This window comes from Methanobrevibacter sp. (assembly GCF_030539875.1).
Taxonomy (GTDB): Archaea; Methanobacteriota; Methanobacteria; order Methanobacteriales; family Methanobacteriaceae; genus Methanocatella.
In genome coordinates, this window is sequence record NZ_JAUNXI010000013.1 from 24,261 (window position 1) to 48,105 (window position 23,845).

The 23,845-nt window shown below is 33.8% G+C and carries 28 protein-coding genes, 1 tRNA gene and 1 pseudogene; 6 read left to right on the forward strand and 24 right to left on the reverse strand.

Annotated features, from left to right (window positions below):
- Positions 1–246: 246 nt before the first annotated feature.
- The 4 genes and pseudogenes from Q4Q16_RS06160 to mcrA form a co-directional block, all read left to right on the forward strand.
- Positions 247–780: pseudogene (locus Q4Q16_RS06160) on the forward strand (methyl-coenzyme M reductase subunit beta); the annotation flags it as partial.
- A 10-nt stretch (positions 781–790) separates the two neighbouring features.
- Positions 791–1,285, forward strand: coding sequence for a methyl-coenzyme M reductase operon protein D (gene mcrD / locus Q4Q16_RS06165; RefSeq protein ID WP_303346849.1), 495 nt, complete (start codon positions 791–793; stop codon positions 1,283–1,285).
- Between the two features lie 17 nt (positions 1,286–1,302).
- Complete coding sequence (mcrG, locus tag Q4Q16_RS06170; protein WP_303346850.1) at positions 1,303–2,097, forward strand: coenzyme-B sulfoethylthiotransferase subunit gamma; 795 nt, start codon at positions 1,303–1,305, stop codon at positions 2,095–2,097.
- Position 2,098: 1 nt separating this feature from the next.
- On the forward strand, positions 2,099–3,754 hold the full coding sequence (gene mcrA / locus Q4Q16_RS06175) for a coenzyme-B sulfoethylthiotransferase subunit alpha (RefSeq protein ID WP_303346851.1): 1,656 nt from the start codon (positions 2,099–2,101) through the stop codon (positions 3,752–3,754).
- Between the two features lie 699 nt (positions 3,755–4,453).
- On the opposite strand, the gene Q4Q16_RS06180 is transcribed toward mcrA, so the two are convergent.
- The 23 genes from Q4Q16_RS06180 to Q4Q16_RS06290 all read right to left on the reverse strand — a co-directional run bounded on the left by Q4Q16_RS06180 (position 4,454) and on the right by Q4Q16_RS06290 (position 20,512).
- On the reverse strand, positions 4,454–4,858 hold the full coding sequence (locus Q4Q16_RS06180) for a hydrogenase iron-sulfur subunit (RefSeq protein WP_303346852.1): 405 nt from the start codon (positions 4,856–4,858) through the stop codon (positions 4,454–4,456).
- Positions 4,859–4,869: 11 nt separating this feature from the next.
- On the reverse strand, positions 4,870–6,012 hold the full coding sequence (locus Q4Q16_RS06185) for a Coenzyme F420 hydrogenase/dehydrogenase, beta subunit C-terminal domain (protein ID WP_303346853.1): 1,143 nt from the start codon (positions 6,010–6,012) through the stop codon (positions 4,870–4,872).
- 12 nt (positions 6,013–6,024) lie between these two features.
- Positions 6,025–7,038: a molybdopterin-dependent oxidoreductase gene (locus Q4Q16_RS06190; RefSeq protein WP_303346854.1), complete on the reverse strand. Its 1,014-nt coding sequence runs from the start codon at positions 7,036–7,038 to the stop codon at positions 6,025–6,027.
- A gap of 14 nt (positions 7,039–7,052) precedes the next feature.
- Positions 7,053–7,418, reverse strand: a complete 366-nt coding sequence (locus Q4Q16_RS06195; protein WP_303346855.1) for a pilus assembly protein — start codon at positions 7,416–7,418, stop codon at positions 7,053–7,055.
- 607 nt (positions 7,419–8,025) lie between these two features.
- Positions 8,026–9,006, reverse strand: coding sequence for a short chain isoprenyl diphosphate synthase IdsA (idsA, locus tag Q4Q16_RS06200; RefSeq protein ID WP_303346856.1), 981 nt, complete (start codon positions 9,004–9,006; stop codon positions 8,026–8,028).
- Positions 9,007–9,019: 13 nt separating this feature from the next.
- Positions 9,020–10,363 carry an RNase J family beta-CASP ribonuclease gene (locus Q4Q16_RS06205; RefSeq protein ID WP_303346857.1) on the reverse strand — a complete coding sequence of 448 codons (1,344 nt, stop codon included), beginning with the start codon at positions 10,361–10,363 and terminating at the stop codon, positions 9,020–9,022.
- A gap of 3 nt (positions 10,364–10,366) precedes the next feature.
- Entirely contained in the window at positions 10,367–11,413 is a 1,047-nt protein-coding gene (gene fni, locus Q4Q16_RS06210) for a type 2 isopentenyl-diphosphate Delta-isomerase (protein WP_303346858.1), read from the reverse strand.
- A gap of 1 nt (position 11,414) precedes the next feature.
- Positions 11,415–12,215, reverse strand: coding sequence for an isopentenyl phosphate kinase (locus Q4Q16_RS06215; RefSeq protein WP_303346859.1), 801 nt, complete (start codon positions 12,213–12,215; stop codon positions 11,415–11,417).
- A 4-nt stretch (positions 12,216–12,219) separates the two neighbouring features.
- Positions 12,220–13,182, reverse strand: coding sequence for a mevalonate kinase (gene mvk / locus Q4Q16_RS06220; protein WP_303346860.1), 963 nt, complete (start codon positions 13,180–13,182; stop codon positions 12,220–12,222).
- A 9-nt stretch (positions 13,183–13,191) separates the two neighbouring features.
- Positions 13,192–14,040, reverse strand: coding sequence for an MEMO1 family protein (locus tag Q4Q16_RS06225; RefSeq protein WP_303346861.1), 849 nt, complete (start codon positions 14,038–14,040; stop codon positions 13,192–13,194).
- Positions 14,041–14,049: 9 nt separating this feature from the next.
- Positions 14,050–14,652 carry a 30S ribosomal protein S2 gene (gene rpsB, locus Q4Q16_RS06230; RefSeq protein WP_303346862.1) on the reverse strand — a complete coding sequence of 201 codons (603 nt, stop codon included), beginning with the start codon at positions 14,650–14,652 and terminating at the stop codon, positions 14,050–14,052.
- A gap of 13 nt (positions 14,653–14,665) precedes the next feature.
- Entirely contained in the window at positions 14,666–14,860 is a 195-nt protein-coding gene (locus Q4Q16_RS06235) for a 4Fe-4S binding protein (protein ID WP_303346863.1), read from the reverse strand.
- Between the two features lie 22 nt (positions 14,861–14,882).
- Entirely contained in the window at positions 14,883–16,127 is a 1,245-nt protein-coding gene (gene eno, locus Q4Q16_RS06240; protein WP_303346864.1) for a phosphopyruvate hydratase, read from the reverse strand.
- A 136-nt stretch (positions 16,128–16,263) separates the two neighbouring features.
- Positions 16,264–16,446, reverse strand: a complete 183-nt coding sequence (locus Q4Q16_RS06245) for a DNA-directed RNA polymerase subunit K (protein ID WP_303346865.1) — start codon at positions 16,444–16,446, stop codon at positions 16,264–16,266.
- 84 nt (positions 16,447–16,530) lie between these two features.
- Complete coding sequence (locus tag Q4Q16_RS06250) at positions 16,531–16,701, reverse strand: DNA-directed RNA polymerase subunit N (RefSeq protein ID WP_303346866.1); 171 nt, start codon at positions 16,699–16,701, stop codon at positions 16,531–16,533.
- Positions 16,702–16,748: 47 nt separating this feature from the next.
- Positions 16,749–17,150 carry a 30S ribosomal protein S9 gene (locus tag Q4Q16_RS06255; RefSeq protein WP_303346867.1) on the reverse strand — a complete coding sequence of 134 codons (402 nt, stop codon included), beginning with the start codon at positions 17,148–17,150 and terminating at the stop codon, positions 16,749–16,751.
- 18 nt (positions 17,151–17,168) lie between these two features.
- Positions 17,169–17,591 (reverse strand): 50S ribosomal protein L13, encoded by a 423-nt coding sequence (locus Q4Q16_RS06260; RefSeq protein WP_303346868.1) that lies wholly within the window; start codon positions 17,589–17,591, stop codon positions 17,169–17,171.
- 13 nt (positions 17,592–17,604) lie between these two features.
- Positions 17,605–17,970 (reverse strand): 50S ribosomal protein L18e, encoded by a 366-nt coding sequence (locus Q4Q16_RS06265; protein WP_303346869.1) that lies wholly within the window; start codon positions 17,968–17,970, stop codon positions 17,605–17,607.
- Positions 17,970–18,773 (reverse strand): DNA-directed RNA polymerase subunit D, encoded by an 804-nt coding sequence (locus Q4Q16_RS06270; protein WP_303346896.1) that lies wholly within the window; start codon positions 18,771–18,773, stop codon positions 17,970–17,972. Before Q4Q16_RS06270 ends, Q4Q16_RS06265 begins: the two co-directional genes overlap by 1 nt.
- A 15-nt stretch (positions 18,774–18,788) precedes the next feature.
- Positions 18,789–19,181: a 30S ribosomal protein S11 gene (locus tag Q4Q16_RS06275; RefSeq protein WP_069574667.1), complete on the reverse strand. Its 393-nt coding sequence runs from the start codon at positions 19,179–19,181 to the stop codon at positions 18,789–18,791.
- Positions 19,182–19,192: 11 nt separating this feature from the next.
- A complete protein-coding gene (locus tag Q4Q16_RS06280) occupies positions 19,193–19,732 on the reverse strand; it encodes a 30S ribosomal protein S4 (RefSeq protein WP_303346870.1) in 540 nt (179 codons plus the stop codon).
- Positions 19,733–19,795: 63 nt separating this feature from the next.
- The gene (locus tag Q4Q16_RS06285) at positions 19,796–20,245 is read right to left on the reverse strand and encodes a 30S ribosomal protein S13 (protein WP_303346871.1); all 450 of its coding nucleotides are present in this window, start codon (positions 20,243–20,245) and stop codon (positions 19,796–19,798) included.
- A 182-nt stretch (positions 20,246–20,427) separates the two neighbouring features.
- Positions 20,428–20,512: transfer RNA gene (locus Q4Q16_RS06290), tRNA-Ser, on the reverse strand.
- Positions 20,513–20,717: 205 nt separating this feature from the next.
- Between Q4Q16_RS06290 and Q4Q16_RS06295 the strand changes: the two genes are divergently transcribed.
- Entirely contained in the window at positions 20,718–21,272 is a 555-nt protein-coding gene (locus Q4Q16_RS06295; protein ID WP_303346872.1) for a LemA family protein, read from the forward strand.
- Between the two features lie 24 nt (positions 21,273–21,296).
- A complete protein-coding gene (locus Q4Q16_RS06300; protein WP_303346873.1) occupies positions 21,297–23,069 on the forward strand; it encodes a DUF2207 domain-containing protein in 1,773 nt (590 codons plus the stop codon).
- Between the two features lie 290 nt (positions 23,070–23,359).
- On the opposite strand, the gene Q4Q16_RS06305 is transcribed toward Q4Q16_RS06300, so the two are convergent.
- Positions 23,360–23,845: hypothetical protein (locus Q4Q16_RS06305; RefSeq protein ID WP_303346874.1), on the reverse strand; the 486-nt coding region annotated here is incomplete at its 5' end.

Consider the following 23,845-nt stretch of genomic DNA (forward strand, 5'->3'; position numbering starts at 1 on the left):
TCCGTTCTCTCTCTCTGTGATTTTTCATAATATGTACTTCTTCAATTAACTCGTTGTCCATAATATCACTTTCTATTTTTTTAATATTATAGGATTATAGTGAGAGCATTTGACAAGTAATATTTGTTCGTAAACTATAAAACAAATCTAACTAAAAAGTAGTAGATAATTCATTTACTTTTTAATTTTTTTTGTTCATATCATATCGAACAAATTTCACTAAAAGTAGTAGATAATTTGAAGTGCGTTATGCCAACATTAGTTGGAAGAGCAATTGAAGACAATGTCATTAGAGTAGCTAAAAGAATGCCTTCAGGATATAATATGTACGAACCAGTGGATTGGGCATTATGGAACGCTTATGCAGCAGCAGGATTACTTGCAGCAGTAATTGTAAACGTAGGCGCTGCAAGAGCTGCACAGGCAGTTGCATCAACAGTATTATATTACAATGACATGCTGGAATTTGAAACAGGCCTTCCAGGTGTGGATTATGGTAGAACAGAAGGTGTTGGGGTAGGATTTAGTTTCTTCTCACATTCCATTTACGGCGGAGGAGGACCTGGAACATTTCACGGAAACCACGTTGTAACAAGACATGCAAAAGGAACCGCAATTCCATGTGCATCTGCTGCAATGTGTTTAGATGCAGGTACTCAAATGTTTTCCGTTAAAAAAACTTCTTCATTAATCGGAACTGTATACGGCACTATTGACAACCTTAGAAATCCAATTCCAAATGTAGCTAAAGTTGCAGGTGAAATTAAAGATAAACTTTAAAGGTGTTTTTATGGATGAATCCGAACAAATTAATGTTATAGACGTTAAAATTACCCCATATAGATTTTTAAAACCTAACACTACTGAAAAAATATTAAATGATATTTATAAATTGGACGGACACCAGAGAGTACTAATTCATGGGCCGTCCATTCCAAAAAAGGTATTTTATGGACCTGGAAAGGGTCATGTAGTAAACCATACTGACAGGAAAGAAATAAATGTAAAAGGCAACAATGTCGAATTACGAGTAATGGTTGGAGAATTAATCGTTACTGTGGACATATCCAAATTTAATGAATTTATGGACAATTTAGAAGAGATTCTGGAAAAACACATGCCATGCGATTATTATATACTAATCGGCATATTTACAAGAACAAAAACCACAATTTCAGATTATTTAAAATATGGGAATAATTTTGAAAGTGTTATTGACAAACGTTACATTGGTTTAGTCGATTCACGGGCAAATACTTCTGAAACAGTTAAAGTTATTAAATGAAATTAAGTTGGTGAATTATGGAATATAAAGCACAATATGGTCCGGGCGAAACAATAATTGCTGAAAATAGAAGAAAACACATGAACCCCGACCATGAATTTAAAAAAATCAGATCAGTTTCTGATGAAGGATTAGTTAAAATTTTAGGTCACAGAAACCCTGGTGAAAGTTATAAAACAGTACACCCTCCATTAGAAGAAATGGAAGATGACGGAGATATTATTAAAAGTATCGTTGAACCTACTCCCGGTGCTGCTAAAGGAATTAGAGTAAGATATATCCAATTTGCAGATTCAATGTATAATGCTCCAGCACAACCCTATGACCGGGCAAGAACATACATGTGGAGATACAGAGGAGTGGATACAGGTACCTTATCCGGAAGACAGGTTATCGAAATAAGAGAACAGGATTTAGAAAAGATTTCTAAAGAACTGATTGAAACAGATATTTTCGACCCTGCAAGATGCGGAATGAGAGGAGCTACAGTACATGGCCACTCATTAAGACTTGATGAAAATGGTTTAATGTTTGATGGTCTTCAAAGATATATCTTCAACGAAGAGGACGGTCATGTTTACTATGTAAAAGATCAGGTGGGACGTCAACTTGACGAAGCGATTGATGTAGGCGCTCCTTTGGACGAAAACTATCTTAAAGAAATTACTACAATATACAGAGAAGATAATGTAGGTATGAGGCAAGATAAAGAAGCGTTAGAAGTTATAGAAAACATTCATACAGCACGTACAGAAGGTGGTTATGGCATGGGAGTATTTTCAAAAGACTTAAAAAAGAAATTAGGTGAATGAAATGGGTTTAGAGAATAAAAAATTTTTAAGCGCATTAAATCAAAAATTTAAAGGTGAAGATCAGGAAAACGACCACACCAGTTTCTACTGTTTCGATGGATGGAAACAATCTGCCAGAAAAAGAGAATTTAATGATTCTGCAGAAAAATTAGCTAAAGAAAGAAACATTCCTTTTTATAACCCCGACATTGGTGTGCCTTTAGGTCAAAGACAGTTAATGGCTTACAAAGTTTCTGGAACTGAGGATTATGTTGAAGGTGACGATTTACACTTCTGTAACAATTCAGCTATCCAGCAATTAGTTGATGACATTAAAAGAACAATCATTGTTGGAATGGACACTGCACACTCAGTATTACAAGAAAGATTAGGAGTGGAAGTAACTCCGGAAACAATTAATGAATATATGGAAAACATTAACCACGCTCTACCAGGGGGTGCGGTTGTACAAGAACATATGGTGGAAGTGCATCCAGGTCTTGTAGATGATTGTTACGCTAAAATATTTACCGGAAATGACGATTTGGCTGATGAATTAGATAAAAGAATGTTAATTGATATTAACAAAGAGTTTCCAGAAGAACAGGCTGAAATGCTTAAAAGCTATGTTGGAAATAAAACCTACCAGGTGAGCAGAGTTCCCACACTTGTTGTTAGAGCCTGTGATGGAGGTACAGTTTCCAGATGGTCTGCAATGCAAATAGGTATGAGTTTTATTAATGCATATAAGTTATGTGCAGGAGAAGCAGCTATTGCTGACTTTTCATATGCTGCAAAACATGCAGACGTTATTGGTATGGGGTCATTCTTACCGTCAAGACGTGCAAGAGGTCCTAATGAACCCGGAGGAGTATCATTCGGTACCTTGGCAGACATCGTTCAAACTTCAAGAATTTCCGATGACTCGTGTGAAATTTCATTAGAAGTGATTACAGCAGCTGCAGTATTATATGACCAGGTGTGGTTAGGATCATACATGTCCGGAGGAGTCGGATTTACCCAATATGCAAGTGCCGCATATACAGATGATATTTTAGACGATTTCCTCTATTATGGTAAAGACTATGTAGAAGACCATTATGGAATGTGTAATGCTGATTTAAGCATGGATACTGTTCGGGACATTGCAACTGAAGTTACCCTTTACGGATTAGAACAATATGAAACTCCTACACTTTTAGAAACACACTTTGGAGGTTCACAAAGGGCTTCAGTAGTATCTGCTGCTGCAGGCTGTTCCACTGCATTTGCTACAGGAAATTCAAATGCAGGAGTAAATGGCTGGTATCTAAGTATATTTTTACATAAAGAGACACATTCAAGACTTGGATTTTATGTATACGATTTACAAGATCAGGCTGGTGCATCTAACTCACTATCAATTAGAAGTGATGAAGGTTTAATCCATGAGTTAAGAGGTCCGAACTATCCGAACTATGCAATGAACGTAGGACACCAGCCTGAATATGCAGGTATTGCTCAAGCACCTCATGCGGCAAGAGGAGATGCATTCTGTACAAATCCTTTAATTAAAATCGCATTTGCAGATAGCCACATAACCTTTGATTTCAAACATCCGAGAAAAGAAATTGCAAGAGGGGCATTAAGAGAATTCGAACCTGCCGGTGAAAGAGAAATTATTATCCCGACAAGATAATTTTCTCTTTTTCCTTTTTATTTTTTTAAGTTAGAAATTAGCTGAAAACTCACCAATATCACCACAACTTCAAACCGGGAATGATTAAATATATATCCAACCATGAAAATCTTTTGAATCAATATAATCAGTGTCAAATATTAAAAAGATGGTCGATTAAATTACATTTTAAAAAAAGAAACATATATTTAATGACATACAACTGCGAAAAAAGACATCTCAACATGAACCGTTAATTTTCGTTTCACTAACTCAACAAAAAACATAAATAAATTCAAATAAAACCGATTTTTTCAAACTGGATATGTTAAACACGCTTAAAAAATCAGTTTATAAGATGATTAGCAGATAAAATTATAAAAATAGGTGGATAGCTATTAAAGATTAACTTTAATAGCTATTGTAGACAGTGAAAGAAACCTATATGAGTTTCATATATTTTTCTTTTTTTTTGATTAATCATTTCTATATCGATGGAGAAAAATTAATAACTAAAAATTCCTGAGCTAATAATTAATAGTTATCGGCTAATGATGATTATCAATATAGACCTAATTAATTCGAAAAATAATCAAATATTCGCTACTTAACTATTTTTCTAACATTAGTAACAAAATACTAATCTTAGAAAGACAATTATGAGAAAGAGTAAATAGCTATATGAAATAGCTATTTACAATATGGCGGACTATTTTTTAATTATTCTAGTTCTAAAGTACCCAGTTTAGTTAATGTTTTATAAAATTCCTCCATTGTTTTTTGGAATTTTTCTCCTTCAGATGCTGAAATCCATTCGTGCCTGAATCTTTCTTTTTCAATTCCAAATTCTTCAAGAATATCTTCAACAATTTTGGATCTTCTAGACCATTTGTAGTTACCTGCATCATAATGGCAATCGCCAATATGGCATCCTCCTACAAACACTCCGTCAGCACCTTCCTGGAATGCCTTAAATATCATGGAAGGATTGATTCTTCCAGAGCACATTACACGAATGATTCTAATATTTGATGGATATTGCATACGTGCAGTTCCTGCAGTATCTGCTCCACCATAACAACACCAGTTACATAATAAACCTACGATTTTTAAATCATCAGACATCAAACCACCCCTTATAATTCTGTTTTTTCTGGACTGTATAAAGGAGGTTTGATATCTTCACTAACTCCAGCTACATAACCAGTTCTATTATAGTATTTTTTCTGCAATTTATCGAAAATTAATGAAACAGGAATATCCATTGGACATACATCTTCACACTGGCCGCAGTCACAGCAACTGAAACTCATGTGAGATAATCTTACACCATGAAAAGCAATCGGGCTTGGAGGTATATTTGCTTCATCTTTAAAGTAAGGCTTATTTAATTCACAGTTTTCATAACACCAACAGACAGGGCAGATGTCGCGGCAAGCATAACAGCCAATACAGCGACTCCATTCATCCATTTCATTTACTAACGGATAAGTTGCTTCCTGGTTCTTTTTAGCCATGTTAATCATGACGTTTTCAACTTTGCTCCTTGCTTCAACAGCTGCATCGCTAGGAGATTTAGTTTCAAGAATGCCTATATTTTTAGCACCATCAATTAATTCCTGACCTTTATCGTCATTAATTTCAATGAATGTCCATCCATCTTCAGCACCCCAGTTTCCGCAGGCAATATCTGCACCTCTAGGGATTTTCACATCACACCTCTGACAGTTGTTACGGCGTCCATATCCTTCAGCTTCAAGGTCATGGATTTTTACTGCTTCTTCACCACCATCTGCAAGTTCAATGATGAATTTACCCTTATCAATCTCTTCACTTACAACATCGTCAGGGTCTGCTTCGTAGAATAAATCAATCATCTTTCTACCGCTAATAGGTGAAACAGTACCTCCACAGTTTAAACCGATGAAGTAAATATTATCTCTATTAATTTTGTGTCTTATGACAAGCTCGTGCATAGCCCTCATATCACAAGGTTTAACAGTAACGGCAAGTTTAGTATCCTCATCAATAAACTGTTCAATAAGGTCCCCAATCATTGTAGGTGCGCAGTGGTATGATCCTGCGGTTTTAAGTAAATCTTCAGAATCAGTTACAAATACAGGCATAGCGTCATAAATGTCATCATATGGGCGCAATGCCAGAACCCCGTCAACAAGATTTTCATCAAGCAAATATTTAAGAATGCTTGTTACGGCTCCACCACATTCACCTACGCTATGAATATCATCCTTTTGAGATTTTGCTAAAACATAACTCATTTTATCACCTGTTTAACCATTTAATCTCCCAATAATTTCGATTTCACTTAATGCATCTGAATCAACAACAGCACTGAAAGATTGAGTTTCACCCATTGCATTTACAAATGACCCGTCTTTTTCAAGCCAGGTTTTAATAGGAATAATGATATCTGAAATTTTTGTTGTATTATTTTCACATGGGGCAAAACTAATAATTTTAGATATCTTTGTAAAATCAAATTCGATTTCATCAGCAATATCATCATTAAATACCAATAGTACTTTGGTATTGTCCAATAATTCCATCATGTCATCTGATGATTTGGCTTCAACAACATCAAATGCGCCTTTAGAATTTGATTTGCTAAATACCGGTAAAGCTTTGCAGTTGAGTGCTTCAATTTTATCCAAATCCTCTGCTGAATCAACATAATTAAATACAATTACAGATGATTCATCAATATTATCTGCATTTGCATCTAAAAATTCCTGAACAGAAGAATTGGAAGTTTCATCTGCAATATTGAAAGTAACTGAATTTTCAGTTTTTCCCAATGCATAAATTTTCGCATCATTCTGTTTTGCATGAATAATTCTTCTACCTACAAGAGGATTTTCGTATAAAAGATCACCAATTACAAATACCTTCCCTGCACCTGCAACCTCATCATAAGTCGCAACATCATTAAAATCTTTTAAATCATCGGCAAAAAATGCCAAATTATAATTTTTAGATTCTGCAAATTCTTTAATGGCTTTAATTTCATCAATATCGTTGTTACCTGAACAAAATACAGTGACATCAGATGCATCAACGGATTTTAATTCTTTCAATGCATCACTAACAGCACTATCAACATCAATCTCTTTAAACTTATTTAAATAACAATCGATAGAGTTTCTTCCATTTAAACAATTTTTACCAGAGTTAACTGGATGCCTTTTATAAGGAAAAGTACCAACAATTTCTCCATCGTCTAAAACTACATTAATTCCGCAACCTACACTGCAGGATGGACATAATGTATGTTTAATCTCCAACATATAAATCACCAAACTTAGTTATAAAGAGTATCTGGAACATGTTCACTGTCTAAACTTGGACATTTCTCTTCATTTGACAAAATATGACTTGATTGAGCGGTTAAAGAGACCATATTCATAAGAACATTGCATGCACGGGAAAATATTATTTGAGAAACATCTTCCTGAACAAAAACTTCAGACGCATCCAAATACACGATCCCTTCAATTTTAAAGCTTAAATTAAAAGTTTCAGTAGATTTTAAAATAATATTAAAATTTAGTTCATTTCGACTATTATGAATATAATCAATACTCCAGTCAATACCTAAATCCAAACTTGAATTTTTAGGATTTGAATCTGGTCTAATCAGTCCAATTTTTTGCATATAAATTTCCATAACTCTCACAAACTATTTATTAATAATTAATAACCAAAATTATCTAATTAACAAACTAATCAAATAATCTATACTATTATAACAAGTAATAACCATATAAACCTTATCAAAATTATTTTGATTGATTTAGTGTTTAAATTAAAAATAAAAAATAATAAAAAAGTATTTTTTAACAAAAATTAATATAAACAGATATTATTTAAAATTAATATCATAGAATCCTTAAATACGAAAAAATAATACATTGATGAATTTTTAAAAAAAGCCAACATTAGAAAAAAAACAATAGATAAGAATTCTAAATGGATTAATAATTAAAAAAAAGAATATAAATTCATAACTGTTAAAAAAACAGACAATAAATTAAAATCAAAACAAAAGAGTGATTTTTATGATAAAAAAAATTTAGTAATACTTTTTACTAAAATAATACTACTTCAAATAATAAAAATTTATAAAAAATTATTACAATTGAGAAAATACCCCTAAACCTCACCATTCCAACATCCAAAAATTTAAAAAAATGAAGTTATATTCCGTTATAAGTTACATGAAAGAATAAAACATCGTCCAGTTATATAAAAATTAAAAAAAGTGAGAGAAATAATTATGCACTTCTCTCAAGTACAAAATCAGCAATTTTAACAAGTGTATGTTTAAATGAAGAATCATCCAAAATTTCAAGCAGTTCTTTTGCTTGATTTACAGATTCCAATGCCAAATTACGAGCATATTCAATAGCTCCGCAATCTGTTAAAATTCCAATTGCCTCGCCTATATCTTCAGGTGAGTTTTCATCATCTTTTAGGATTTCAAGCAATCTGCCGGAATCGTCACTGGCCAAACCTTTAATTGCAATAACAGTCATTTTACCTTTACCTATATCAGAACCTATTGGTTTACCTAATGTTTCTTCATCAGATGCCAAATCAAGATAATCATCCTGAATTTGGAAAGCAAGACCTATTAAACGACCATAATCATACATTGCATCAATGACTTCATCCGATGCCCCTCCCATAATGGCTCCCGCTTTGGTAGCAGCAGCTATTAAAGCACCGGTTTTTTTGAAAATCATTTCCATGTACTCTTCTTCAGCCACATCGAATCTTTCTTCAAAACCCATATCCAATGCCTGACCTTCACAAATTTTTACACATGCATCAGCAACGGTAGCTAAAGCCTTATTATTTTGTTCAGGACTGGTTCCTACATTGCCAATAATAATTTCAAAAGCCTTTGAAAATAAGGTATCTCCTGCAAGAATTGCTACATCATCACCCCAAACTTTATGAACAGAAGGCATTCCCCTTCTCATGTCATCTTGATCCATAATATCATCATGGATAAGTGAAAATGTGTGAATCAATTCAATAGCTGCAGCAGGCCTTAATGCTGATTTGTGAGATCCCCCAACAGCTTCAGCAGTTATCAATGTTAAAGCTGGTCTAAGCATTTTACCACCAGCCCTTGTAAGATAAACTGATGCTTCAGCAAGATTATCCGGAGTAATGGCAGATAATTCTTCTTCAATTGTTTTTGTAATATCAGTGGAATAATTTCCCAATATTTCTTTTACATCACTCATTTAAATTCCTCCTTTAACTTTTAAAAACTTGTGCTTGTGCATTTCTTAAAATATGAACATCATATCCAATTCTGTATCCTTCTTCTTCAGCAAGTTCAGCATAAGCAGAAAGCATGGTTAAGTCTCCGTGTGCAGGAATAATATGTTGTGGTTTTAACATACGTAAGAATTCTCTGTGATCTTCTCTTCCAGCGTGTCCGGAAACGTGAGCATTAGGATAAATTCTTGCACCTTTCAATTTTAATCTTCTCTCCATAATGTGCCTGTTAGCAGCATTGGTAGGATTAGGAATAATAGGTGCTGAAATAATAACATTATCTCCTTTTTTAATGTTGAATGGGGTTCTACCATTAGCAATTCTTGGAAGTAACGCATCAGGTTCACCTTGGTGTCCTGTAGTTACAAGCAAATAATTAGCCCTGTCTTCATCGGCTCTCATTAAAGCTTTATTTATGGCTTTAGGAGAACCATAAATACTGGCATTTTTCGGCAATTTTAAAATACCTAATTTTTGTGCAATACCGCAGAATCTTTCCATTGATCTGCCAAGGAAAAGAATTTCCCTGTGACTTTTTTTGGCAATATCTGCAATAGACTGTACACGTTCAACATGAGATGAAAATGTGGTGACAATCATACCAGTTTTTTCCTGTAAAGGCCCTTTCATTACATCTTCTAAAATATTTCGAGCAATACGCTCCGAATGAGTTTTGACCTCATTATAATTTGTTGCATTGGTTGTCTCAACTATTAAAGCAAGGACTCCTTCCCTACCTAATTCCCTTAACCTTTTATAATCAGGTGGTGGAGATACTTTCTGATGATTATCAAATTTGAAATCCAATGCATAAACAATGACTCCCTGAGGAGTGTGTAAAACAGGAAATACCGCCTGCGGAATACTGTGAGTTGACTGAACGAATTCCAATGTAATATCCTTTGAAAGTTTTAATTTGCTGCCTGCATTTAAAGGCCTGATAGGATTGGTTACTTTGAATTTACGTTCTCCTTTAATTTGTTTTTCAATTAAAGCAGCAGTATACGGCGTTCCTATTAATGGTGCATCATACCTGTGTGCCAATTTGGCAACTGCACCGATGTGGTCCAGGTGACCGTGTGAGAAGATTATTGCTTTGACTTTTCCATCAACATCTTTCATCAATGTGTCGTCTGGAATAACTCCTCTTTCAATTAAATCTAAACTATGCATTCTATCGATGTCTGTATCTTCATGCATACTAATTCTGTCCAAATGAATACCCATATCAAAAATGATTACATCTTCACCAATTTTGACAGCAGTCATGTTTTTCCCGACTTCTTGGTATCCACCAATAGCGATAACTTCAACGCTCATGTCTTATCTCCTCGAATAAATTTTTGTGTTAATACCTCTTTCATTAAGCCACTCTCTTGTTTTCCCACGTATGACTAATTTACTTTGTTTTAATTCTTCAATGTTATTGGCTCCAACCAAAAACATTGCAATTCTTAATGAATCATTAAATCTGGAAATGAATTTATTTAACTGGTCTTGAGAAGTGGAATTTTTTAAGAAAGGCAATGCCATACCAACAGCATCTGCTCCAAGAGCAATAGCTTTGGCCGCTTCAAGACCACTGCGAATTCCACCGGATGAAATTACAGGAACATTTACAGCATTTGTAACTTCAGCAGTACTGATTGCAGTTGGAATACCCCAATCCCAAAATGTTTCTCCAAGATATCTGTCATCTGCCCTGTATGTTTCAACAGCTGCCCAGCTAGTTCCGCCAGCACCTTCCACATCAATAAAATCAATTCCGGCATCTACAAGTGATTTTGCTGATTCTGCAGAAATGCCGCAACCGGTTTCCTTTGCAACAGTAGGGATTTTAACAGAACCTGCAATTTGGCCAATTAAGTCCAAATAGCCTCTGGCGTCAAGATCCCCTTCCGGCTGTATGGATTCTTGAAGAGGATTTAAATGAATAGCCAAAATATCCGCATCTAAAATTTCCACTGCTTTTTCAGCCAGATTTAACTGTGGAGCTCCAATATTGCCGACAAGTAAACAATTAGGTGCATTTTCACGAACTACAGTATAAGTATCTTCAAGTTCAGGATGTTCACATGCTGCCCTTTGGGAACCAACCCCCAAAGCAATATTGTTATTTTCAGCTGCAATAGCTAATTGTTTATTAACTTCCTTTGCGGCAGGATGACCTCCAGTAATAGCTGTGATAAACAGTGGTGAATCTAATTTTTTACCGAAAGCAGATGTGGATAAGTCAATTTCATTTTTATCAATTTCAGGCAAAACATTATGAATTAATTCAATATCCTCAAATCCGGTTGTCTTATTTTTAAACTCAACATCATAATTTTCACAAATTAATAAATGCTCCAATTTTCTATCTGAAATCATATTAATTTCCCCTTGAAATTACAGTTCCTTTCACGTCTTCGTTTTCCAATACCTTGAAAATATTATTTTCAACTTCAGCATTTATTATTTTAGATTCAATTCCCAAATCTGCTAAATATAATAATTCTTTAATTTTTCCAACCATTCCGCCGGTAACATCAATATTTGTGGTTCCCTCCAGGGTGTCCAAATCCTCAAGTGAAGAGAATTTATCAAAAAATATAGCGTCATCGTGTGTTTTCGGGTTTTTATTATATACTCCGTCAACGTCTGTTGCAAGAATTACCCTATCCGGATTTAGATTCACCGCAAGGTATTGGATTAACTGGTCACCGGAAATTACGCATATTTCCAGTTCATCATCCAAAACAACATCTCCGTAAATTACAGGAATGAAACCTTTTTTGAGATATCTTTCAAATGAATCCAAGTTGCCTTGAGTGATTCTTTTATTGGTGGCTGTCATGAAACTTGAAGCAGGAATTGCAACAACGGGCAATCCCTGTTCAATGAATGCTTCACAAACATTCATATTCAATCTTTTAACGGCATTTTGAGTTTCACAAAATCCAATACGCTTTTGAGGATATTCGGATTCGTCAAATACCTCACCAATCTTATATTTTTTAGCAGGCGGATGTCCAAATGATCCTGCACCATGAACAATAAGCATTTCTTTAGAAGAATTATCTAAGGAAGACTTAATTTCCAAAGCTATTCTATTAAGACTTTCAAAATCAACTTCGCTTTTGGAAGAATCCTTGTTTGTTAAAATACTTCCGCCAATTTTTAAAATAATCATGAAATCACTTATAAACCCTTGAAGAGACGCCTCTTTTAGTAAATTTAACTTTCAAAATATTATCATCACAGGCAATAGCATCTGCAACTTCGTCAACTTTTCCCGGACAAAGAGCAATAATACTGCCTCCGCCACCTGCACCAGTAGTTTTAGAACCAATAGCTCCGGCTTCTCTTGCATTATATACCATACGAGACAATTCCAATGTATTTACACCAATAACATCTAAAAATCCGTGATTGATATTCATTAATTCACCAATTTTATTATAATCCTTTTTCAAGATGGCCTGTTTTGCATAATTAGTTAAATTGCCCATAGCAGCAATTACAGGATCTATAATTTTTGGATTTCTATTTTTTAAATTTTTAACATCTCTAACCATTTTGCCAGTATTTCCATGCTTATTAGTATACCCTACAACAAATGGAGCATTGAAGTTTACCTTAAAACGTTCAACCTTTTTATTTTTAGATAAATAAACAAGCCCTCCATAGGTGGAAACCAAAGTATCAAGCGGGCTGGCCATTCCCTGAACAGCCTGTTCCACCATATGAGCATCATGAGCTAGAGATTTTTTATTAAAACGAATATTATGATATCTATATAATGCAGCAAGTGTAGCTACTGTAACTGCCGCTGATGAACCGAGCCCTGAACCAATAGGAACATTGGAAGATAATGTTATTTCAATTGGAGAGTGGTCATGTGCTTTGTAAAGACATTCTAAAATATATCTAATAATACCAGGTTTTCCTTTTCTTAAAACATATTTCTTATGTGTTGAAATCAATTCTGCTTCAAATCCTATATCCGGTGCTTTAAAAATAGATATATCCGAATCTGAATCTTTAATTGTGACAAAAGCACGTTTATTAACAGCACCTGCAATAGCAGGTTCGCCATAAACAACAGAATGCTCACCAAATAATATAGTTTTTGCCGGAGCAGAAGCTTTAGCTATCATAAAAACACCTTATTTAAAAACACCTGAAGCATATCCAACAACAGAACTTAAATCGCCAGTAACATCACCACTGGTCTGATATGCCAATATTTCACAAGAATCCTTTCCGGACATTTTAGAAAGTGAAATGGCAGTCATTACAGGACCATATCCGCACATAGTAATATTATATTGAACGACTTCTTCAAATAATTTGAATTCATTCATTTCCGCAATATCTTCCAAAACAAATCCATCAACTTTATTTGCCTTTTCCTGATTATTAAAATGAGATAAATCAGTGCTTGCAATAACGCAGTAAGATTTATCCAGATTATTTCCGGCTTCAAAAATAGCATTAGCCAAATCATTTGAGGTGGCAAAAGTTTGCACACCCATAGTTATTGGAACAATTTTAAAATCAGAAGAAAAATATTGAAGGAATGGTAGTTGAACTTCTATGCTGTGCTCATTGACATGAGCAGTGAAATCAGAACTTGCAATATCTGAAATGGAAATGATTTCGTCTGCAAATTCGCAGTCAACCTCAACATTGCCTAAAGGTGTTATCCATTCACCTTCATTGAAAATAGAAATTTCACTACCGAAACCAGTGTGGTTTGGACTTATAATAATAAAAACATCAGGAAAACCATTAGTAACTATGCTGCAATAGCCGTGAGTGGATATTGCACCAGAATATTGATAACCTGCATGAGGGACCATAACATTGATAGGATAATCATTACCTTCAAACTTATTTAATTTAGGTATGAAACCTATGCCTGATTTATCTAAAAAACAGCTTTCAATAATTCTTTTTAGATTCTCGGCATCATTCGGATAAAATGATCCGGCTACAGCAGGTTGTCTTAACATTTAACTCACTTAAAATTTAAGTTCAAAGTCATTAGGACCGATATCTAAGTCTCCGTCTTCAGGAATTTCCCCTCTTTCTCTTAAGATTTGTCTTGCAAGTAACCAGTAAACTAAAGCGATAGCTTTTCTACCTTTGTTGTTAACAGGCACTGCAATATCAACAAAACTGAGTAAGTTTTCAGTATCACATAATGCAACAACGAGAATGCCGTTTTGTTTGGATTCTAAAACAGCTTGTGCATCAGACCTTGGGTCAGTTACAACAATAACTTTTGGTTCAATGAATTTAGCATAATTCGGGTTGGTTAAAGTACCTGGGATGAATCTTCCAGGAATGGTTTTTGCACCGGTAAGTTCACCGAATTTTTTAACAGGAGCCTGACCGTACTGTCTGGTAGCAACTACCAAAATATCTTCAGGGTCGTATTTTGCTAAAAGTTTTGCGATTTGTCTGATTCTTTCATCAGTTTTTTGAATATCCAATACGTATAAACCGTCAGATCTTACTCTGAATATATATTTTTCCATATCACTGGTTTTTTGTTGAGTACCAATATGTAAACCAGCTGCTAAGTAATTATCTAAGTCAATTAAAAGTTCATCATTTGCCATTTTTACACCTCATTTAAAAATCATCTTCAACATTAATACAATCATTAGGACAAACGTCCATACATACTTCACAATAGCTACATTCATCAGGATCGACAATTTCGATTTTGTCTCCTTTAAGAACTAATACTTCCATAGGACAAACATCAACGCATTCGACGCAGTCTGCACCATCACATTTATCATAATCAATAGTTATTTTAGACATAATTTTTTCCTCAAAATTATTTTTAAAATTTACCCATCATTGGATTAGGAAGTTCTTCTTCAATACGGATAAGTTCGTTTAATTTAGCTATTCTCTCCCCGCCAATAGCTCCGGTTTTTATCATTGGAGATGAAAAACCGACTGCTAAGTGTGCAATAGTTTCATCAGTAGTTTCACCAGACCTATGAGATACAACAGGGACAATATTATTTTCTTTAGCTAATTTAACAGTAGCATAAGTTTCAGATAAAGAACCTATTTGATTTGGTTTAATAATTATGGCGTTTGCAGCATTCATTTCAATGCCTTTTGCCAATAACCTTTTATTTGTAACAAACAAATCGTCACCACAAATAAGACATTTATCGCCAGCTTTTGCAGACAATTGGGAAAATCCTTCAAAGTCAGATTCCTCAAATGGGTCTTCTACATAAAACATATTGTAAGTATCAATAATATCTTTTACGAAATCAATTTGATCTCCGGTATCTTTTTTAATACCGTCCTGAGCATAAATATATTTCTGCTCATCTGCATTCCATAATTCAGATGCAGCCATATCCAAAGCAGGCTTTATTTCGATACCTAATTCATCGCCAACTTCCTCACAAGCCTGTGATTGAATTTCTAAAGCTGCGAGATTAGAAATATTAGGTATCCAACCTCCTTCATCACCTTTACCGCCAGTAAAGTTTGAATCTTTAGTTTGAATTAATTCTTTCAACTTTTTGTGAACAGAAGCATTTGCAAAAATCGCATCAGCAACATTATCAGCTCCGGTAGGAACTACCAGAAACTCCTGAATGTCCGGTGCGTTAATACCTGCATGTGCTCCACCATTCATCATATTACCTAAAGGGAAAGGTAATTCATTTACTAAATTTCCACCAATGTATTTATATAATGGCATATTATAAGATGCAGCTGCAGCTTTAGCCACTGCCATTGATATAGCAACAGTAGTATTGCCTCCAATAGCAGACAAATTATCAGTTCCATCGACTTCCCTTAAAACTTCATCAATAGTTGCCAAGTCCTCAGCATCCATTCCAATAAGTTCGGAAGCGATTAAATCTTCCATTTCACTAACAACTTCATCAATTCCACCTTTAGGATAAGATACTACTTCTCTTGAACCAGTACTTGCTCCGCTAGGTGCAGCAGCCCTGCCCGAACTATTCCAAGTAACTACATCTACTTCAATAGTAGGGTTTCCTCTGCTATCCAAAATCTTTCGAACTTGGACGTCTTCTATTATACTAACCAAAAAAAACACCTCAGTGCCATTTAATTTGTTACCAACTAACCTATACTCCTAAAAAATCAGTAAGTTTCTTTATAGTATTATATTGGTATTTTTTATTTTTTTTAAATATAATATTAGGAATAAATAGAAAAACTATTTATTCATATCTAATAACATCTAATGGTAAAACTCCAGCTTTGAGTTCTTCGTAAGCTATATCAATAGGATCTAAAGAGTCTTTAATTTCAACTAAAGGCCTGGCACCCATTGATATTTGAATTGCTCTAGCTCCGAGAAGTCTAGCCCTTTCAAACCTTGTTAATTTTTTTTCAACATCCATGAATATTACTCCATTTCTAGGCATATATTTTACCAAGATTATAAATTTTTTAATTAAAAAAATATCCCTACGATTTTGTAAAATCTATTCCCATGTTTCCACATGAGAAATTAACATTCTTCTACAACAATATCTAGTTAAACCCAAATCATCTAAAACGTCTTTAGATTTTTCACCAGCAGCAACTCTTTTATTGTATTCATCAAAGACTGCTGATACAGGTTTTCCACAACTTAAACATCTAATAGGAATCATTCAAATCATCTTTTTTAATTTAATAACATATAAAATTACAGACGAAATTATCTGTAACTTTTTTGTTTACGAGCTCTTGCTCCAGGACCGCCGTATTTTTTAGGTTCTGAACGTCTTGGGTCACCAACCAACATGGTTCTGTCATATTGTATGAATTTATCTTTTAAATCCATATCTTGTGACCATTGGACGAATCCTTTTGCAATTACCATACGTGCAGCTTCAGCTTGACCCATTACTCCTCCACCAACAACGTGAATGTTGATATCCACTTCATTAGCTAAGTCACCAGCTAAGATTAATGGTTCTTGTAATTTTAAGTTAGCAAGCTCTGGAGAATAAAGTTCTAAAGGAACTCTGTTGATTCTAACTTTACCGGTTCCTTCACGAACAGTACCTCTAGCAATAGCTGTTTTACGTTTTCCACTTGTATGAATAACTTTAACCATTATTACACATCCATTTATCTAAAAGGTAGCTCCTAAAAGTTTGGAGATTTCTCCTAATTCGATACCTTTTTTAATGTTCTTGTATTCTGCTTCAGGAACTGCTGTGAGTTCTGCATCAGCATATTCTGCAGGTACGCCAACAAATGCTTTTAATCCTTTGAATGCAGTTTTACCTTTAGATTTTTTGAAAGGTAACATTCCTCTTACAGTTCTTCTAAATATATCATCCGGTCTTCTAGGATATTTAGGACCTAAATCACGAGGGTTAGAAATACTTGCCCTGTCAACTCTTTGTTTGTATTTAGCATAAGCCCAATCCTTATTACCAGTTAACATAATTTTTTCAGCATTAATAATTACTACTTCTTCGCCTTCTAAAAGATTTTTACTAGTTATACTAGCTAATCTTCCTAAAACGCATCCTTCTCCATCAATAATCATAATAACACCCTATTTATTCCATGATCCTAATGTTTGATCCTTTAGGATTGGATTCGATTATCTTATCAATTGAGATGCATTCTCCACCAGCACTTTCAATTTTCTCTTGTGCTTTAGCTGAGAATTTTAATGCTACAACATCTACTTTTTCTGTTAAATTACCATTTGATAAAACTTTACCAGGTACTAAAATAGTTTCACCTGCATCAGCATGTCTTGCAATATCAGACAAATTCACTTCAGCGGTTCTTCTGTTAGACCTTTCAAGTCTTTGAGCAACATCTTTCCAAATAGCTGCATCTTCACTTCTTGATTGTTCATAAAGTTTATTAATAAGTTCAATAAGGTTAGGATTAGTTTTTATAATCTTTTTTGCCATTATTTACTTCCTCCTTCTTCACTAAATCTGATAAACTTATCTGCTTTTTCACCTAATACTTCACAAGCTTTTAATAAAACTTCCTTAGGAGGCATTGATCCATCAGTTTCTATTCTAAATATGAAATCATTTTCACGATACCCTACATTTATGTAGCCATTAGTTGAAGCCCTAACACAGCTTTTGCACATAGCACAATTTTCAATATCTAAAATTTTAATCTTTTTAGATCTTCTGTCGGATTTTAAGATTCCTCTAGGACATGCAGATGCACAGTCATAATCAATTTCCACATCATCATTAAATGTGATGTCTGGATACTGTTTGTAAGCACAAACTGTAGTTGGCATCCATTTTGCATGCTCTTTTCCATAACCTACTTTTGCAACAGCTTCTATTTTGAGTTCTTCATCTTCTTTAAGTTTTACTAAAGGAATAGTATCGTATACCGGTTTAATTTTTGAGTCTGAAGATATTAAATGCTTAGAGTAAACAACTTTAGGACCAACTTCATTTAAAGTAAACATAATTCCATTGGAATATTCTTCCCAATCATCATCTTCTGGTAAAGATAAACCTTCAAGAGCATCTAAATCAGAAACTAAAGGAGTTAAACCAAGCCTATGAGCAAGCACCTCATTAAACATTGCAGAATCGTTTCTAATAATATTCACATCTTCAATAGCTATTTTAGGCACGTTCACCATAGCGCATCTTCTAATAGCATTAACGAAAGGTACTTCTGCATCACGAACAATGAATACAATTTCATCATCCTTTTGACTTTTAACTTCTATCTCCATATTAAACCCTTCCATCTAAACTCTTCTTCCTCTTTTACCACCAGGTCTTCCAGTACCGTCGTGAGGGATTGGAGTGATATCTTCAATTTTTCCTATTTTAATTCCAGCTCTTGCTAAAGCACGAATAGTAGCTTGTGCACCAGGACCCGGACTTCTAGGTCCGTTTCCACCAGGAGCTCTTACTTTGATATGCAAACCAACGAATCCTTTTTCTTTAGCATCATCAGCTATTCTAGTTGCTGCAGCCATAGCTGCAAAAGGTGAAGCTTGTTGTCTGTCTGCACGTACAACTTTTCCACCAGACCATTGGGAAATAGTTTCAGCACCAGTAATATCTGTTACAGTAATAATAGTGTTGTTGAATGATGAGTAAATATTAGCTATACCCCATTTTTCATCTTTTGCCATAGTTACACCCTCTATTCCTCAGTATTAACTTTATCAGCTTTACTATTGTTGTACTCTTCAATCTGTTTAGCTACAGGGGAAGATCTGTAAAATCCAATATCTTCTTCTTGTCCTCTTAAAACTACATAACTTGGTGAGTTAATTTTCTTACCATTTAAAGCTATGTGTCCATGTACAACAAACATTCTTGCTTCTTTAGGAGTACGAGCTAAACCTTTATTGTATACAATAGTTTGTAATCTTCTTCTTAAGATATCTTCCACGTTTAAATCTAAGATTTCTTCAAGAGCAGCACCTTCAGGCAAAATACCAGTTCTAGCTAAGTGTCCTAATAATTCTAATTTTTCTTCTTGCATCTGATCAGTTGAGAACCCAAGTAAGTATCTTGCTTCCCTACTGTATCTTCTGACTAAAGTATCGGCTTTCCAAATCTCTTTTTTATTTTTTAAACCGTATTTAGCCATTAATTTATTTTCATTTTTAATTCTTTCCGCATTCCAAGGATGTGGTGGTGTATTATACTTTTTCCTTGATTTTCTAGGTTGTCCCATTAAAACATCTCCTTTATAAAATTGAATTTAAAATATTAAATTTCTTAAAAAAAAGTTCCATGCCTATCCGCGTGAACGTTTTACACCAACTGAAGAACTTTTTCTGAAAGTAGATTTGGTTCTTTGACCTCTAACAGGTAAACCAACTTCGTGTCTTCTACCTTTGTAACTTCTGGTCTTTTTCATTCTGTTTAAATCATCCCTTAAAGTCATATCAAGATCAGATTCGATTAAGTGAATGTCATCACCAGTTTCATAGTCTTCCCTGCGGTTTAACATCCATCTTGGAATGTCAAATTTCTGAGGGTTTTCCAAAATTTCTTCAATTCTTAAAACATCTTCGTCAGCGATGTATCCAATTTTAGCATCTAAATCTAAGTCTAAAGTACGGCACATAGTTTTAGATAAAGAGATTCCCACACCTTTAATTTCAGTTAAAGCATGTTCAATGGTTTTATTACCATTTACATCCTTTCTTGAAATACGCACTAAATGTTTAAAATCGTCTTCCATTAAATAACCTCCATTTATAGAGCGAATCTACGAGACGTTAGTAATAGATTCGAATGTTTTGATTTTCAAAACACAGTTCTTTCAACAGTTATAAACTTAGTTAATGATAACTAAGAGTGCAAAAATATCAGCTTAACAAGTATTTTAATAAAGTTAAAAAAATATAGTTAAAAACTAATAAACGCCGAGACTGGGATTTGAACCCAGGAGGGCTGAACGCCCACGAGATTTCCAGTCTCGCGCCTTACCAGGCTAGACTATCTCGGCATATAATAGCTAGCAAATACTTGCAAATCATATCGTCTAGAACAATATGATATAATAATGTATTAACTTTCACCTATATAAAGGTATTGTTTAAAAGCTATAATTTATACAAATTAAATGATTGCATCAATTAATTTATTTTTACTATACGGAAAACAAAATTATATATCAATCCTACTTATATATATAACAATGTGGTGATACAATGAGCCTTATAATAATAGTTATAGTGGTAATAATAGTTATTGTTATTGGAACAATAATACATATGTACAATAATCTTGTTGGACTTAGAAATCGTGTGAAAAACAGTTATTCACAAATTGATGTTCAGCTTAAGCGTAGAAACGATTTAATACCTAATCTTGTTGAAACTGTTAAAGGTTACGCTTCTCACGAAAAAGGTGTTCTTGAAGAAGTTACCAAAGCCAGAGCAGGAGTTATGAATGCATCATCTATTGAAGAAGTAAGTGCTGCAGATAACCAGTTAACAGGAGCATTGAAAACACTTTTTGCGGTTGCTGAAAGTTATCCTGATTTAAAGGCCAACACTAATTTTAAAGAATTGCAAAATGAATTAAGTGAAACTGAAGATAAAATTGCATATTCAAGACAATTTTACAATGATGTTGTTTTAAAATACAATAATTCATGTCAACAATTCCCAAGCAACATTCTTGCACGTTTATTCGGTTTTAAAGAAGAAACATTCTTTGAAGCTCCAGAAACAGAAAAGGCCGTACCTAAAGTTGAATTTTAAAAAAATAATAAATGGTGGGTTTATATGACTATTAGAAAAACATTTTGTATAATCATGTTGTTTCTAATACTGTTTTCCACCCTTTCATGTGTATCAGCAGATGATGATGACCGAAGCTATTCAATAACACATGCATTTGTTGACTTAACAGTTGGAAAGGATGGTCTGCTACATGTAGAAGAAGAATATGATTATTCATTTGACGGAGCTTTTAATGGAGTTTATAGAGACATTCCCCTAAAATCCGGAGAAAGCATTGAAAATATTAAGGTTGATGCCCAGGGAGCATATCCTGTTTTAAAAGAAATTGATGATGATGACGGTTATAAACATTTAAAGATTTATTTATACTCTGATGCTGCTCACACACAGGGAATAAAAGACTGTAACGTGAAAATTTACATTAGCTATGATATGACTAATGTAGTAACTCTTTTTAATGATATTGGAGCTCTTCAATTTAAACTCTGGGGTGAAGAGTGGGATGTAGGGGCAGATAAGTTAACAGCCAGCATACATTTACCAGGAGACAGCGGAAATGAATATTTCCTAAATCCTCAGGAATACAATGAAACATCATCAATAAACAACAATACAATTACAGCAGAAAGCAATTCAATTCCAAAAGGCGAATTCTATGAATTACTCGTTTTAATGCCATTAACCGACTTCGATGACAATGCAGCATATGCAAAAAACGTTGACAAAAATGGTCGCGAAATGATACTGAAAAATTTAGAAGACAGCATTAACGAACGAAATTTTTGGAGCGTGGCTTATATAATCTTGGGATTATTGACACTTATAAGCCCTATTAGTGCATTATTTATCTATTTAAGATACGGTAGAGAACCTGAAGTAGCCTATGATGGAATTTATGAAAGGGATTTGCCAACTGATGATCCGCCAGAAATTGTTAATGCATTAATTGAAAACAAAAAAGAAATCGGAACCCCGAATATGAAAGGTTTTGAAGCTTCAATAATGAATCTCATTGACAAAAAAGCCATTACATTAGATTCAGGCATTGATGAGGATAGTGAAATGAGCGATTTGCTTTTAAAATTTAATAGCAAAGAAGGATTAACTGACTCTGAGAAAATTGTATATGACGCTTTGCATAATTTTTCAACAAATGACATGTTAAATCTCTCATCATTCAGCAATAAATTAACACAAGAAGATGAAGCCCTATGGTTTAATGATAAAGTTCATGACTGGGAAGCCTCCGTTAAAGATGAAATCAACATTCAGAAATACTTTGATGATACCGGTTCTACAATAATTAATATTATGGGAATATTGGGAATCATATACGCAATAATTATAGCTCCTCTTGGATTTTATACAAACCTTTCAACCGGATTTTTCTGTGTTGTAGCAGGAATTGCTTTAGGAATATTTTCATTTGCAATTATTATGATGGATGAGGATATTTTTGGAAGATGGACTGAAGAGGGCAGAACCTACTATCTCAAATGGAATAACTTAAAGAGTTTTTTAATAGACAACAGTTTAATTAAAGAACACCCTCCAGAATCAATAGTTATCTGGAAAGAATACTTGATTTATGGAGCTGCTCTTGGAGTAGCTGAAGAGGTTTATGAATCCATGAAACTGCAAATGCCGAATATTTCCGAATTCGATGATGATATAATAAGGTATCATTATTATGGAGGATATGGAATGATGAGTACAGCATTCATCACCAGTGAAACTACAAACAGTTATTCCGATTCCAGCGACTTTGGTAATATTGGAGGAGGTTCAGGAGGAGGAGGCGGAGGAGCTTTCTAGCTCTACCCTCTTCTTTTTATTTTTTAAATTTCTAAAAATCTCTTTTTTTAATTTTCAAAACAGCCCTAAATATTTTCTTTTTTTACGAATAAAATATAATTCAGATAGAAATTAATTAACTAATGATTACAAAGACAATTATTACAAGAAATAAAGTTATGAAATATCCAGTAAAAGCAAATCAATATTCAATAGGCGGGAAATACTGGAAATAAAATACAGCTTAAAATTATTGTAAAAAAAATAAAAGTTAAAGAGAATTAAATTCTCCTTAATACCAAATAGTAATATTAAAATTTGTCTTTTCTGCGTTTGAATGATACAAATAAAACAACCAATGAAGTTAGCAATACTAATAATGGATTACCAGTCTTATTCATAAGCATATTATTATCATTTAAACTACCGTGTTTAGTATGGTTAGTTTTGTTGGTATGATTAGTCTTATTATGATCTTGATTGTCAATGACTTTAATAAATCCTGTGCTGTTGGATCCGAAGTATGTTGAATTGCCTCCAAACAATACAAAAATACTGAACATATCATTATTTTTTGCATCTTTTGGGATAATCCATTCTAATTCATAAGCTCCATTAACTACAGGAACAGTTATTTTCTTACCATCCGGTAAAATAACATCAACATCCCCATTAAATGGAACCCCATCTTCAGTACTGACTTTAATAGTTATTGTAACTTTATCACCAGGATGTCCAGTTGCATTAGAAACAACGATACTAGTATGCAACCTAGAAATACCGAAATCAACAGAATC